Source organism: Novosphingobium sp. B-7, assembly GCF_000410615.1.
Lineage (GTDB): Bacteria > Pseudomonadota > Alphaproteobacteria > Sphingomonadales > Sphingomonadaceae > Novosphingobium > Novosphingobium capsulatum.
This window is the reverse complement of sequence record NZ_KE148407.1, coordinates 1-12,726: the sequence shown is the minus strand read 5'-3', so window position 1 is coordinate 12,726 and position 12,726 is coordinate 1. Positions and strand designations below refer to the sequence as shown.

At 66.3% G+C, this 12,726-nt stretch carries 13 protein-coding genes; 8 read left to right on the top strand and 5 right to left on the bottom strand.

The genetic code is table 11. The annotated features are described in order from the left end of the window. The coding region (locus H926_RS32625; protein WP_148291792.1) for a formate dehydrogenase subunit delta at positions 1–226 on the top strand (226 nt) is incomplete at its 5' end. Next, a complete protein-coding gene (fdhD, locus tag H926_RS0117620; RefSeq protein WP_148291791.1) occupies positions 216–1,010 on the top strand; it encodes a formate dehydrogenase accessory sulfurtransferase FdhD in 795 nt (264 codons plus the stop codon). The genes H926_RS32625 and fdhD, both read left to right, overlap by 11 nt. 46 nt (positions 1,011–1,056) lie before the next feature. Here fdhD and H926_RS0117615 read toward each other — a convergent pair whose 3' ends face one another. After that, entirely contained in the window at positions 1,057–1,407 is a 351-nt protein-coding gene (locus H926_RS0117615) for a response regulator (protein ID WP_158271983.1), read from the bottom strand. 223 nt (positions 1,408–1,630) lie between these two features. On the opposite strand from H926_RS0117615, the gene H926_RS0117610 reads away from it, so the two are divergent. From H926_RS0117610 to H926_RS0117595, 4 genes are all read left to right on the top strand, one after another. Beyond that, positions 1,631–2,386 (top strand): TonB family protein, encoded by a 756-nt coding sequence (locus tag H926_RS0117610; protein ID WP_022677482.1) that lies wholly within the window; start codon positions 1,631–1,633, stop codon positions 2,384–2,386. Positions 2,387–2,562: 176 nt separating this feature from the next. Continuing rightward, positions 2,563–5,001: a glycosyltransferase family 4 protein gene (locus H926_RS28495; protein ID WP_082209218.1), complete on the top strand. Its 2,439-nt coding sequence runs from the start codon at positions 2,563–2,565 to the stop codon at positions 4,999–5,001. Between the two features lie 52 nt (positions 5,002–5,053). Then, positions 5,054–6,331: a glycoside hydrolase family 130 protein gene (locus H926_RS0117600; protein ID WP_028658186.1), complete on the top strand. Its 1,278-nt coding sequence runs from the start codon at positions 5,054–5,056 to the stop codon at positions 6,329–6,331. Between the two features lie 43 nt (positions 6,332–6,374). After that, positions 6,375–6,821 (top strand): DUF2721 domain-containing protein, encoded by a 447-nt coding sequence (locus H926_RS0117595; RefSeq protein WP_022677479.1) that lies wholly within the window; start codon positions 6,375–6,377, stop codon positions 6,819–6,821. A 48-nt stretch (positions 6,822–6,869) separates the two neighbouring features. Here H926_RS0117595 and H926_RS0117590 read toward each other — a convergent pair whose 3' ends face one another. The 3 genes from H926_RS0117590 to H926_RS0117580 form a co-directional block, all read right to left on the bottom strand. Beyond that, positions 6,870–7,178 (bottom strand): polyhydroxyalkanoic acid system family protein, encoded by a 309-nt coding sequence (locus H926_RS0117590; RefSeq protein WP_022677478.1) that lies wholly within the window; start codon positions 7,176–7,178, stop codon positions 6,870–6,872. After that, entirely contained in the window at positions 7,175–7,954 is a 780-nt protein-coding gene (locus H926_RS0117585) for a hypothetical protein (protein ID WP_022677477.1), read from the bottom strand. Before H926_RS0117585 ends, H926_RS0117590 begins: the two co-directional genes overlap by 4 nt. A gap of 184 nt (positions 7,955–8,138) precedes the next feature. Beyond that, entirely contained in the window at positions 8,139–9,353 is a 1,215-nt protein-coding gene (locus H926_RS0117580; RefSeq protein ID WP_022677476.1) for a toxic anion resistance protein, read from the bottom strand. 182 nt (positions 9,354–9,535) lie between these two features. Here H926_RS0117580 and H926_RS0117575 point away from each other — a divergent pair, with 182 nt between their 5' ends. After that, entirely contained in the window at positions 9,536–10,279 is a 744-nt protein-coding gene (locus tag H926_RS0117575; protein WP_022677475.1) for an SDR family NAD(P)-dependent oxidoreductase, read from the top strand. Between the two features lie 155 nt (positions 10,280–10,434). Here the strand turns inward: H926_RS0117575 and H926_RS0117570 are convergent, their stop codons facing one another. Beyond that, positions 10,435–12,192 carry a fatty acyl-AMP ligase gene (locus H926_RS0117570; protein ID WP_022677474.1) on the bottom strand — a complete coding sequence of 586 codons (1,758 nt, stop codon included), beginning with the start codon at positions 12,190–12,192 and terminating at the stop codon, positions 10,435–10,437. Positions 12,193–12,385: 193 nt separating this feature from the next. On the opposite strand from H926_RS0117570, the gene H926_RS0117565 reads away from it, so the two are divergent. After that, on the top strand, positions 12,386–12,726 hold a 341-nt coding region (locus H926_RS0117565; protein ID WP_028658190.1), incomplete at its 3' end, for a RecX family transcriptional regulator.

The window sequence follows — 12,726 nt, the reverse complement described above, 5'->3', positions numbered from 1 at the left end:
CACCCGGGGGCGGGAGCCGCACCCGGCGGCGGCTCTGGCCGATCACCTGCACGCGTTCTGGACGCCGGCGATGCTGCGCCAGATCTTTGCCCACCTTGCCGCCCATGGCGAGGACGGGCTCGATCCGATCGCGCGCACGGCCCTGGCCGAACTGGCCGCCGGCCACGCCCCGCCACCGCAAACCAAGGCGACCGACCCCGCGCACCATGGCGCCGATGCCGGCTGACCTGCCGCCCGGCGCGGTCGACCACGCCTTTGTCGAACATTTCGCCGATGGCCGCCCGCCCGTGCCGCGCGCCCGCGCGCTGGCGCAGGAAGCGCCCGTGGCGATCGAGATCAATGGCCTGGGCTATGCCGTAATGATGGCCACACCCACCGATCTTGAAGACTATGCGCTGGGCTTTTGCCTGTCGGAACAGTTGATCGCCGATCCTTCCGGTTTCGTGGCGGCGCAGGCGGCGCAGATCGAGGGGCGCGGCTGGATCTTGCGGATCACGCTGACCATGGCCGATGCTGCCCCGCTGATGGAGCGCGCGCGGCTGCGCCTGTCCGAAGGATCGTGTGGCCTGTGCGGGATCGAAAGCCTTGAGCAGGTCTTGCGCCCCTTGCCGCAGGTAGGCGCGGCACTGGCCGTCAGCGATGCGGCAATCTTTCGCGCCACCGCAGCCATGGGCGATCACCAGGCGCTGGGCCGTGCCACCCGCGCCGCCCATGCCGCCGCATTCTGCACGGGCGATGGTACGATCCAGGCGCTGCGCGAGGACGTTGGTCGCCACAACGCCTTCGACAAGCTGGTCGGCGCTATGGCGCGTGCCGGGATCGATCCGGCCAGCGGCTTTGTCGTGCTGACGGCGCGGTGCAGCTATGAACTGGTGCAGAAGGCGGTGATCGCCGGGGTGCCGCTGCTCGTCACCGTATCGGCGGCCTCGACCCTCGCGGCAGAGCGCGCGCAGGCGCACGGGCTGCGGCTGGTCAGCCTGGCGCGGGACGACAGTTTCCTGGAAAGTTGAGCGACCCGGCCCGGGAAAGTTGGCCTGCCCGCCGGGAATGGGCGGCTCAGCGCGCGTCGGCGAGCGTGGAGAGTGCCTCGCGCAGCGCTTCGAGGCTGACCGGCTTGGGCAGCATCGGCGCTTCGGGCGCGCCGGCATCGGGATCGAACGAGGCATGCCCCGACAGATAAAAGAACGGCGTGCCTTCCTCGCGCAGGCGCAGCGCTACTGGCACCGAGGTGGTGTCGCTGCCCAGTGAAAAATCGAGCAGGGCGGCATCGACCGGGCCTTCGTCCAGCGCCGATAGCGCCTGGTCCACCGTGGCCACTGCCGTTACCTTGTCATGGCCGAGGTCTGCCAGGTTTTCCTCCAGCAGCATTGCGAGCAGGGGCTCGTCCTCGACAACCAGAATTCTCATCATTGCAATCCTTGGTGGCGTTTGTTGGTGCCGGGCGCGAAGGCGCGGCACAACGCCAATTCCACAAAACCCTACCCCATCTGCGGCATACGCGAAACTGCCGATGATACGAATAGGGTTGCATCCAGGGGGTCTATCCCCTGATTGCAACGCTTTGGCCCGTTTTTCGCCCGGATCATGCCCTTGGGAACCAGCGCGATGCGCCAGGGATTATGGCTTGGCCATGGCCCCGCGCGCGATTCGTTTTCCTTACGAGACCCCCGGTCTGGATGTCCGCTGGCAGCGCCAGCTGTTGATCGGCGGCGTGGTTGCGCTGCTCCATGTCGGCCTGATTCTGGCGCTGGTGCACGGCCTGGCTGGGGGCATTGTCGCGCTGCGCCTGCCCGATCCGGCATTCGTGCTCTACACTCCGCCCGAACCCACACCCACACCCACCCCGCCGCCCAGCAGCAGCATGCGGCCAAGCCATGCCGCTTCGGGGGCTGCCGGGGCGATGGGGCGCAAGGCGCGGCCCAAAGAAATCATGGCCCCACCGCCGCGCATCATTATCCCTGCTCTTCCCGCCGCTCCCGTGGCGGGGACCGGCGATGCTGCCCTGTCTGGTGCTGGCACCACCGGCACGGGTAACGGCGGTGCGGCGGCCGGTGTTGGAACCGGTAGCGGCGCTGCAGGAAATGGCGATGGTGGTGGCGGGGCACAGCGCGTGGCCAAGATCGCCGGAGACATCACCGCCGCGCGCGATTATCCCGCCGCGGGCCGCGCCGATCGTGCCGGCCGCCAGGTGGTGATCGTGCTGCGGGTGGATACGCAGGGCAATCCGGTGGCGTGCCGCGTGCAACAGGCCAGCGGCAACGATGAAGCCGATGCCATCACCTGCCGCCTGGCTATGCAGCGCTTCCGCTTTCGCCCGGCGCGCGACGCGCAAGGCCAGGCGATAGAAGCCGAATATGGCTGGCGCCAACGCTGGTGGGCGCCCTAACATGTGTTAGCGTGGCGCGGAAACCTTGTTGTTTTTGCAGCGCCGCACCTGTGAGTCGCCTTTTTTCAGCGACAAAATCAGCACGTAACGTGACGATGACGTTGCGGCGCAATGCAACTTTATCCCGGTTCCATCGTTGGTTCATCGAACAGACATATTCGGGGCGAGCCAGCCAGATGACACGTGACCTTTCCACTTCCTTGCGGCGCGCCACCCCTGTTGCAGGGGCCGTGCTTGATTTCTTCGGTACCGATGCAGCTTCCCGTGCACCCGCCCGCCGCGTGGCGCTGATTGGGGGCTTCGCGCCGCGCAAGTGCGGCATTGCCACGTTTACCACTGACGTGTTCGAGCAGCTGGGGCTGCATCACCCCGAGCTGTCGGTCGACCTGCATGTCATCGACAGCCCGACCGAGCCGCTGCCCTATCCCGATGCGCGCAGCGTGATCCGGGCCGATCAGCCCGAAGACTATCGCATTGCCGCGCGGCGCATCAACGAGGACGCCGTCGATGCGGTGTGGCTCCAGCATGAATATGGCATCTTTGGCGGCGAAGCTGGCGCCATGGTGCTCGAACTGCTCGATCGCGTGGCCGCGCCTCTGATCGTGACGCTGCACACCGTGCTGGCCAGCCCTTCTGCCGAGCAGCGCACGGTGCTCGATCATATCCTCGATCGCGCCAGCGGCGTCATGGTCATGAGCGAACATGGCCGCGATGTCCTGGCCGCGGTCTATGGCGTCGATCCCAAGCGGGTTACCGTGATTGCCCACGGCGCACCCGATCGCCCGTTCGGGCGCCATGCCCAGTTCAAGGCCCGCGCCGGTCTTGAAGGCAAGAACGTGATCATGACCTTTGGCCTGCTGGGCCAGGGCAAGGGCCTGGAAACCGCGATCGAGGCCTTGCCGGCGATCGTCGCGGCACACCCCAACACGGTGTATCGCATTGTCGGCGCGACGCATCCCAACCTGGTTGCCGCAGAAGGCGAAGCCTATCGCGACAGCCTGATGGACCTGGCGCGCCAGCTGGGCGTGGCCGATCACGTGCTGTGGGAAAATCGCTTCCTCGAAACCGGCGAACTGCTTGACCAGCTTGAAGCCTGCGACATCTACCTCACGCCCTACCCCAACCTGCAGCAGTCCACCTCGGGGACGCTGAGCTATGCCGTGGCGCTGGGCAAGGCGGTGGTTTCCACCCCTTATCTTCACGCGCGTGAACTGCTCGCCGATGGCGTAGGCGCGCTGGTGCCGCCGCGCTCGGCGCAGGCGCTTGCGGATGCGGTCAATGCGCTGCTCGGTGATCCCGCCGCGCTCGATGCCATGCAGCGCCGCGCCTATGCGCGTGGCCGCGAAACGATCTGGCCGCGCTTTGCCGAAAGCTGCGCCCAGCTGGTCAACACCGTGGCCGCCACCGCGCCGCAGCTGCCGCCGTTGACCGCCACGCCTGGCACCAGCGGGGTCTGGGCGATGTGTGACAGCACCGGCATGTTGCAGCATGCAATCGGCGTGGTGCCCGATCGCCGCCATGGCTATTGCCTGGATGACAATGTCCGCGCGCTGATGCTGATGGGTGTGGCCGATAGCATTCCCCTGGCCGAGCGCCAGCGCTGGGCCACGGTCTTCGCCTCGTTCGTCCAGCACGCCTGGAATCCCGAGGCTGGCCGCTTCCGCAACTTCATGGCGTTCGATCGCTCGTGGTGCGAAGACGTCGGCTCGGAAGACAGCAATGGCCGCGCCCTGTGGGCCTTGGGCCATGCCGTGGCCCACGCGCCGGACGCCGGCCTGCGCGCATGGGCGCGGCAATGGTATGACATCGTGCTCGATCCGCTGGGCAGTGTCGAATACCCGCGCAGCATCGCCTTTGCCGTACTGGGCGCGGCGCAGGTTCTGGCGGTGGAGCCCGATCACCGTCCCAGCCGGGCGTTGGTCGAACGCGGCGGCGCGGTGCTTCATGCCTTGCTGGCCGAAGGGCGGCGCCCGGATTGGGCGTGGTTCGAAGCCATGCTGGGCTACGACAATCCGCGCCTGCCCGAAGCATTGATCCGCGCAGGCCATCTCATGAACCGGGCAGACTGGCTGGAAAGCGGGCTGGAAGCCTTGCGGTTCATCGTGGCGCAACAGACCACTGCCACAGGTCAGTTTCGTGCGATTGGTTCGGAAACCTTCACCCCGCCTCATGCCGTATCTTATGAAGCCAAGCCATTCGACCAGCAGCCGCTGGAAGCCTGGGCCGCGGTGGAAGCATGCGCGGCAGCCTGGCAGGCCGAAGCCAGCTGGGACGAGCACGGTGCGCGCGGCGTGTCGCAAGCGCTGTGGCGCAGCCATGCCCAGGCCGCCTATCGCTGGTTCCTGGGCGCGAACGACCGTGCCCAGCCGCTCGGCGATCTGGCTAGCGGGCGGTGTCGCGATGGCATTACCCCGCGCGGCATCAATGCCAATTGCGGCGCCGAATCAATCCTGGCATTCCAGCTGGCACATTATGCGCTTGCCGAGTTGGAACGGGCCAGCGGCCCGCGCGTTGGCAGCGAAACCGCAGCCCTTGGCCAATCGTTTGGCCCATCCAGCAAGGTAAGGAGTGTCCTTGGCGACCGAGCCTACAAATCCCAGTCTCACGCCAGCTGACACGGTGGCGGCCAACCCTGTGGGAACGCGCCCCGATGGGGTGGGCAATGGCCTGCGCATTCTTGAGCAACGGCTTCATGCCGATCCGTCACGCGTCGTGCTGCGGCCCTTTCATCTGGGCTGGCAGGGCGGCGCGGGCGGCGGCTCGCGTGCGGCGCGCCTGGTAGAGGATGTCCTGTCGTTGGGCGAGGCCGAGGCGGCCGAGGAATATGCCCGCGTCCTTCACGATTTCGAGGAACGCCACTGGCAGACCGAGCAGCTGTTCGAAGAACGCTATGCCGAAGTGCGCCAGGCGCTCGACCTCGACGATGGCGCCATTCCGCCCGTGCGGCGGCGCCTGATCGGGGCCTATTTCTGCCACGAATATACTTATGCCGCGGCAGCCTTGATGAACCCGTCGATCGTGCCCCATCCCGATCAATCGGGCATGCTCGATGGCGCGGTGCGCTTTGTCATGAGCCTGCGCGCGGTGGGCGAAGGGCATATCAGCTCGATCGTGTTCCGCGAGGGCGTGGCCAATGCCGACGGCACGTTCCAGCTGTGGCCGCAAAGCGCGTTTGCCACGGCCATGCTGCCCGACGCCAGCACTCCGCCCGCCGGTGACCAGATCGTGGCCTTGCATCGCCATGCCGAAAGCACCCTGTCGAACAGCGTGATCTTCCCCGTGACCGAGCAGCAGCGCGGCGGCTTGGAAGACCTGCGGCTGGTGCGGTTCGATCATGGCGGCGGCGACTACGAATGGATCGGCACCTACACCGCCTATTCGGGCAGCTCGATCCGCTCGGAGCTGCTGCGCACGCGCGATTTCCGCCGCTTCGGGCTTGAGCCGATCCAGGGCCGCGCCGGGCGTAACAAGGGCATGGCCCTGTTTCCCCAGGCGATCGACGGGCGCTATGCCATGGTCGGCCGCCAGGATGGCAAGAACCTGTTCCTGCTCCGCTCAGACCGGCTGGATTGCTGGGACGATGATGGCGTCTTGCTGATGGAGCCGAAATTCCCGTGGGAATTCGTGCAGATCGGCAATTGTGGTAGCCCGATCCTCACCGATCAGGGCTGGCTTCTGCTCACCCACGGGGTGGGCGCGATGCGCAAGTATGCGCTGGGCTGCGCCCTGCTCGATCGCGATGACCCTTCGCGCGTGATCGCGCGCAGCAAGGTGCCGCTGCTCACCGCCATTGATGCCGATCGCTATGGCTACGTGCCCAACGTGGTCTATACCTGCGGTGCGCTGATGGTGGAGGACAACCTGCTGGTGCCCTACGGTATTTCCGATAGCGCGGTGGGTTTTGCCACGATCGGCGTGGATGATATCCTCGATCTGATGGAATGACCGTGCTTGCCAGTGCCGCGTTCTTGGCCGCAAGAGGGACGGCATGATCGCGCAAACCATCCAGCTGTCGCTCGCCCCAGTCTTCGTGCTGGTGGCGATCGGCAATATCATGAACATCCTGACCACCCGGCTGGGACGCATCGTCGATCGGTCACGCCACTTGCAGCAGCTGCATGCCGAAACCACCGGCGTGGCGCACGATGCCGTGGTGGTAGAAATGCGCTATGTCGATCGGCGCATCCAGCTGATCGGCCGCGCGCTCCTGCTGCTGGTGCTCTCGGGCCTGGGCATCGGGGTGACGGTGGGGTCGCTGTTCTTCAACCAGATCACCGGCATCGCGCATCTGGGCGATGTCACGGCCACCACGTTCTTTATCGCCATTGCGCTGTTGATGGTGGCGCTGATCTATCTGCTGCTGGAAACGCGGCTGGTCGCCAGCACCCTGCGCCTGCCGCCCGAATTCCTGGAACTGGAACGCAAGGACCTGTGAAAAAATCGCTGCCGAACGCGCAAGGTTCGGCAGCGATCTGGCCCCATATCAGGCCAGCAGCTTTTCGCCCTTTTCGCGGATCATCCCCTCGATCATGCCGCGGGCAAAGCCAAGCCCGGCGGGAATGTCCACGTCGAACAGCACCTGGGTATCTTCCAGCGTCACCTGGCTGGGGATGGTAAAGCCCATGGCCGATACCGTCATGGTCAGGTGATCGGCATCGTTCCACTGCGTTTCGACCTGGGCCATGCCGCCGATCAATTCGCTGGCCTTGCCCGAGGCATCGCCCAGGCGGGCCTGCATGCGCGCGCGGACCTCGTCCTTGCCAAGGGAATGGGGCAGGGCAATTTGCATCATGTCTTCTCCACTGGCGGAACAAGGCGCACGGGGAGCGCGCCGTTGTCGGCCAAAGCATCGCCTTCCAGCGCATCGCCATAGCGATAGTCAAGATAGCGGCCGCGCACGGCCAGCGCATCGATGTCTCCGGCGGCAAGCTGGCGGGTAATCTGGTCGATCTCGCCACTGATGCGGGCCAGGCCATCGGCCAGTTGCTGATCGGCATTGCGGCCGCCGCGTTCTTCCTGGCGCAGATGGGTCGGGATGCGCCGCCAGCTTTCGACCATGCCGGGCAAGTGTTCGCCCACCAGGCTGCGCACTTCGGCCACGGCCGGCTGGCTGGCGTCGATCCCTTCCAGCTGCGCACCCAGCCCATCGAGCTGTGCGCCGATCTGATCCCCCAGCCGCACCGCCGGGGCGGGCAGGGCCGGTGCCTGCGCTCCCAGCCACAATTGCGTGCGGCCCACCATGGTGCGCACGTCACCCCGGTTGATCGTGGCAAGGTCCGGCACCTTGAGCCGGGGATAGGTAGCAAAGAAACCCACCACGCCGATCACCGCCAGCACCGTCAGCAACAGCCCTACCAGGCCGATCCCGTCGATCACCAGGCCCAGCGCCATGGCCGCGACCAGCACCACGCCCACCGCCATCGCGATGCGCGCGGCCTTCTTGGCCACGTGCTGCCGCTTGAGTTCGGCCGAGCGCAAGCCGATCGACCGCCGCCGTCCGCCGGCGCGCTGATGCGCCAGGCTGTCGCGCGCGGCGCGCAGGATTTGGTCGGATTGCGATGCAGTCATGGTTTGGCCTGTCTTGAGGAAGTGTCGGTTCTGGGTTTCCACCACCCCCCGACCCCCTCCTCTGAAGAGGAGGGGGAGAAGAGTGGTAAAAGCCCCTCCTCTGACGAAGACGGGGAGAAAGGACGCAAAAGCCCCCTCCTCTTCAGAGGAGGGGGTTGGGGGTGGTGGAAACCTGAAGCTGCCATCACCCCTCCAGGCTCAACAGCGACGGTGCGCTGGCCTGGGTGGTGTTCTTGGCCGCGCCTGCGGCCCGGGCGATATAGCCCTTGGACTTTTCCACTTCGCCCGACAGCGTGTCGACCGTCTGCTTCATGGCGTCGAGCGCCTTGAGCTTGAAGGTGTCGATCGTGTCCATCGTGTCATAGATGTTCTGGAACGCGCGCTGCAGCGTTTCCAGCGGGATCGTGCTGGACGCGGCCATTTCGTGGATACGTCCGGTCTGCTCGCGCAGCAGCTTGCCGGTGGAATCGATGATGTTGGCGGTGGTGGTGTTGAGCGCGGTGATCTGTTCGAGCACCAAGCGCTGGTTGGTCATTGCCTGGGCCACGGTCACGGCGGTGCGCAGCGCGGCCACCGTGGTGGTGCTGGCGCGGTCCACGCCCTTGACCAGTTCCACGTTGTTCTTCTTGACCAGGTCCAGCGCCAGGTAGCCCTGCACGGTTACCGCCATCTGCGTCAGCAGATCCTGCGCGCGCTGGCGGGTATAGAACAGCGCGCTTTCGCGGATCGCTTTGGCCTTGGCCGGGTCGGTATGATCGAGATCGGCGGCGGCATCTTCCAGCTTGGTATCGAGCAGGCGGGCGATGGTGATCATCTGCTCCAGCTGGCCCATCCCTTCCCACAGCTTCTGCCGCTCCACATCGATCGCGGCATTGTCCATCAGCAGCTCGTCCTTGCCGGCGGCCAGCCGTTCCAGGATTGCCTTGATATGGCCTTGGGCGGAAACATAGCCGTCGAAATACTTCTTCATGCTGTTGCCAAAGGGGATGATGCCCAGGATCTTGCGCCCGGAAGACAGGTTGCCCTTGCGTGCCGGATCAAGCTCTTCGATCGTGCGGCGCAGCTGCGCCAGATCGGCACCCACGCCCGAATCCTTGTCCATCGCGCGGATCGGGCGATCGAGGAAGCGGTTGGACATGCCTGCCGCCTGGGCGATTTCCTTGCGGCCCATGGCGGTCAACTGGTCCACCCGCTTGCCGAATTCGGGGCTGGCCGCGTCCTGCGCCAACAGTTCGGTGACAAAGGCATCGGCCTTGGCTTCCAGCTTGCCGCGCGTTTCCTCGGCCACGGGAACCAGCCCGGCGGCCTGCTGCGGGGCAACCACCGGCACGGGATCGGGCGGGGTCAGCGTAATACCGGGCGCCTGCTCTGCGGTGGTGGTCGAAGGGGTCGATGCCATGACGCGGTCCTGTCTTTTCCTCTGCGGATCGGGTGTTTGCCCTCCGCGCGTGGAAGATGGCCCCGGCCCGCGCGCTGCGCAAGGCGCTATTCCGATGAACGGCCGATGGGTTTCGCCCGGCGGCGCCGGCCTGCCCTTTCGACCCGCTCGACAGTGGCGGCCCTGGCGCGCAGGCTTTGGCCATGACAGCAGATGATCAGCAAGCGCCGGGCCGCCATGTGGCGGTGTTTGGCGCGTCGGGCGGGATCGGCGCCGCGCTGGTGGCGGCGCTGGCCGGGCAAGACGATGTGGCCGTGGTCCATGCCGGCGCCCGCCGCCCCGTTGCCGCCACTCCCAAGGTACGCCCCTTCACCTTTGATTATGAAGAAGAAACCAGCGTGGCCCAGGCGTGCACCGCGCTGGCGCGGCACGGCCCGCTGGACCTGGTGCTCGTCGCCACCGGGCAGTTGACGCTGCCTGATGGTACCGCGCCGGAAAAGAGCGTGCGGTCCCTGGCCAAGGCATCGCTGGCCCAGCAGTTTGCGATCAATACGATCGGCCCGGCGCTGATCATGGCCCATGTCCCGGCCCTGCTGTCCCGCGATCGGCGCGGGGTCTTTGCCGTGCTCTCGGCGCGGGTCGGCTCGATCTCCGACAATCGCCTGGGCGGCTGGCACGGCTATCGCGCGGCCAAGGCGGCGCTCAACATGCTACTGCGCGGGCTGGCGATCGAACTGGCCCGCAGCCATCCGCAGGCGGTGGCCGCCGCGCTTCATCCCGGCACGGTGGATACCGCGCTGTCTGCCCCGTTCCAGCGCGGGGTGAAGCCCGAAAAGCTGTTTAGCCCAGATTATTCGGCCGGTGCCCTGCTGCATGTGCTGGAGCGGCTCGGCCCGGCCGACAGCGGCAAGCTGTGGGCGTGGGATGGGGCGGAAATTCCGTTTTGAGCTGAGCTACAAGCCCTGCCCCCGACTCCCTCCCGCAAGCGGGAGGGGGGGAGAAGGTCTAGCTCCCCTCCCGCCTGCGGGAAGGAGGCAACCATAAGCTCCCCTCCCGCTTGCGGGAGGGGTTGGGGGAGGGCATGTTCCCCCCAAAAAACCGATCAAGCCGCCAGGCTATAGGGCTCGATCTCGCCCGACAGGTACAGCTTCTTGGCCTTGGCGCGGCTCAGCTTGCCCGAACTGGTGCGCGGCAGGGTGCGCGGCGGCACCAGTTCGACCACGCAGTTCATGCCGGTGATCGAGCGTACCTTGTCGCGGATCTGGTCGCGCAGCTTCACCCGTTCTTCCGGGTCCGACACGCGGCAGTGCACCAGCACGGCCGGGGTTTCCTCGCCATTTTCGGTTTCCACCGAGAACGCGGCAATGTCACCCTGGTGGAAGCCGGGCAGCTGTTCCACTGCCCATTCGATATCCTGCGGCCAGTGGTTCTTGCCGTTGATGATGATCATGTCCTTGGCGCGGCCAACGATGAACAGGTAGCCCTGCGCGTTGACGTAACCCATGTCGCCGGTGTCGAGCCAGCCGTCGACCATGCAGGCGGCGGTCGATTCGGGATCGCGGAAATAGGAGTGCATGACCGAGGAACCGCGGCACCACACCTTGCCGATATGGTGGTGGGCCAGTTCTTCGCCATTCTCGCCGCGAATCGCCACTTCCATGCCCAGCACCGGCACGCCGCAGTTGACGATGGCGCGATAGCGGGCCGGGCGCGACAGGTCGCGCGGGCTGCCCGACAGGCGCTCTTCCTCCACCAGTTCCACGCGGATGCCTTCGCCCGGCGGCATGACCGTGACGGCGAGCGTCGCTTCGGCCAGGCCATAGCTGGGCAGGAAGGCGCTGGCCTTGAACCCGGCATCGGCAAAGGCATTGACGAAGCCCTGCATCACGTCGGGGCGGATCATGTCGGCGCCGTTGCCGGCCACGCGCCAGCGCGACAGGTCGAACCGGTCGGCCACGCTGGTCTGGCTGGAGATGCGGCGGGCGCAGATGTCATAGCCAAAGGTGGGCGAATACGACAGCGTGGTACCCTGGTTGCGGCTGATCAGGTCGAGCCAGGCGAGCGGGCGGCGCGCGAAATCCTCGGTCTTGAGGTAATCGACCGAAACCTGGTTGGCGATCGGCGAGAGGAAGCAGCCGACCAGGCCCATGTCGTGATACCACGGCAGCCAGCTGACGCAGCGATCGCCGTCGCCAATGTCCATGCCATGCGAATGGCCGGCCAGGTTGGCGAGCAGCGCGCGGTGCGTAACGGCCACGCCATGGGGAAAGCGGGTGGAGCCGCTGGAATACTGCAGATAGCAGATCGCATCGGGATCGGCGGTGGGCAGATCGCCATCGGCCAGCGCGCCTTCGTCGAAGGCAGCCCAGCTCAGCCCCGGGCAACCCTGGCGTGCGGCGGCCTGTCCGCACATCTCTGCCAGTTCGCCGGGATAGACCAGCAGGCACGGGTCCGAGCTGGCCAGCTGCACGGCGAGCTGGTCGATATAGTTTTCCTTGCCGCCAAAGCTGGTGGGCAGGGGCAGCGGCACCGGCCAGGCACCGGCATAGACCGCGCCGCAGAACAGCGCGGCAAATTCCGGGCCGGTTTCGGCGATCAGCGCCAGCCGGTCACCGGCCTTGACCCCGCGCGCCACCAGGCGGCGGGCCGCAGCCAGCGCATCGCTGCGCAGCTGGGAAAACGGATAGACCTGCTTGAGCGTGCCGCGCGGATCGTGGAAGTTGAACCCGCGCTCGCCCTGGGCGGCATAGTCCAGCGCATCACAGAACGTGGCAAAATCCGCATAACGGCGCGGCTGCGCATCGTCGTTTGGCGTTGGAACAAGAGCCATCTTCTCTGCGACGGCGGCCGTAACGGTCATGCAGTACCCCAGGTATGGAACAAGATATCGGTCTTAAAACAGTCGGTCTGTGCCGCCACTTCCGCCCAAGGCAGTGAATGGTGGCTGACTGGCTGCGGCTCCTTGCGTGGGCAGCGCCTTGGCGCAAGCCCCCATGGTCAAGAAACCGTAACCCGAGGTTCTCATTTAGTCCGGAGTGTGGCACGAATATGGCGTGAACCGCCCTGATGTACCAGATCGTCGCACACGGCGGCCTCCTCGTCCGCTCGATGCGGCGCTGCTCGATGAACTGGCACTGGGTTACGTCGCCCGCTTTGCCACCAGTACCGGCAAGCTGTCGGCCTATCTCAACCGCAAGCTGCGCGAACGCGGCTGGGATGAAGATGCGCCCAGCCCGCCCGATGTGGCCGCGATCATCGCGCGCATGGCCGACGCGGGCTATGTCAGCGATGAAGGCTATGCGCGCATGCGCGGCGCCAGCTTGCGCCGGCGCGGGCTGGGGGCGCGGCGCATTGCCCAGGATCTGGGCCAGGCCGGCATCGCGCCCGATCTGCG

Excerpts from the sequence above, each read along its gene's own strand:
- H926_RS0117585 (WP_022677477.1), bottom strand. The coding sequence starts at position 7,954 with ATGACTGCATCGCAATCCGACCAAATCCTGCGCGCCGCGCGCGACAGC.
- fdhD (WP_148291791.1), top strand. The coding sequence starts at position 216 with ATGCCGGCTGACCTGCCGCCCGGCGCGGTCGACCACGCCTTTGTCGAA.
- H926_RS0117580 (WP_022677476.1), bottom strand. The coding sequence starts at position 9,353 with ATGGCATCGACCCCTTCGACCACCACCGCAGAGCAGGCGCCCGGTATT.
- H926_RS0117590 (WP_022677478.1), bottom strand. The coding sequence starts at position 7,178 with ATGATGCAAATTGCCCTGCCCCATTCCCTTGGCAAGGACGAGGTCCGC.
- H926_RS0117575 (WP_022677475.1), top strand. The coding sequence starts at position 9,536 with ATGACAGCAGATGATCAGCAAGCGCCGGGCCGCCATGTGGCGGTGTTT.
- H926_RS0117570 (WP_022677474.1), bottom strand. The coding sequence starts at position 12,192 with ATGACCGTTACGGCCGCCGTCGCAGAGAAGATGGCTCTTGTTCCAACG.
- H926_RS28495 (WP_082209218.1), top strand. The coding sequence starts at position 2,563 with ATGACACGTGACCTTTCCACTTCCTTGCGGCGCGCCACCCCTGTTGCA.
- H926_RS0117610 (WP_022677482.1), top strand. The coding sequence starts at position 1,631 with ATGGCCCCGCGCGCGATTCGTTTTCCTTACGAGACCCCCGGTCTGGAT.
- H926_RS0117595 (WP_022677479.1), top strand. The coding sequence starts at position 6,375 with ATGATCGCGCAAACCATCCAGCTGTCGCTCGCCCCAGTCTTCGTGCTG.
- H926_RS0117615 (WP_158271983.1), bottom strand. The coding sequence starts at position 1,407 with ATGAGAATTCTGGTTGTCGAGGACGAGCCCCTGCTCGCAATGCTGCTG.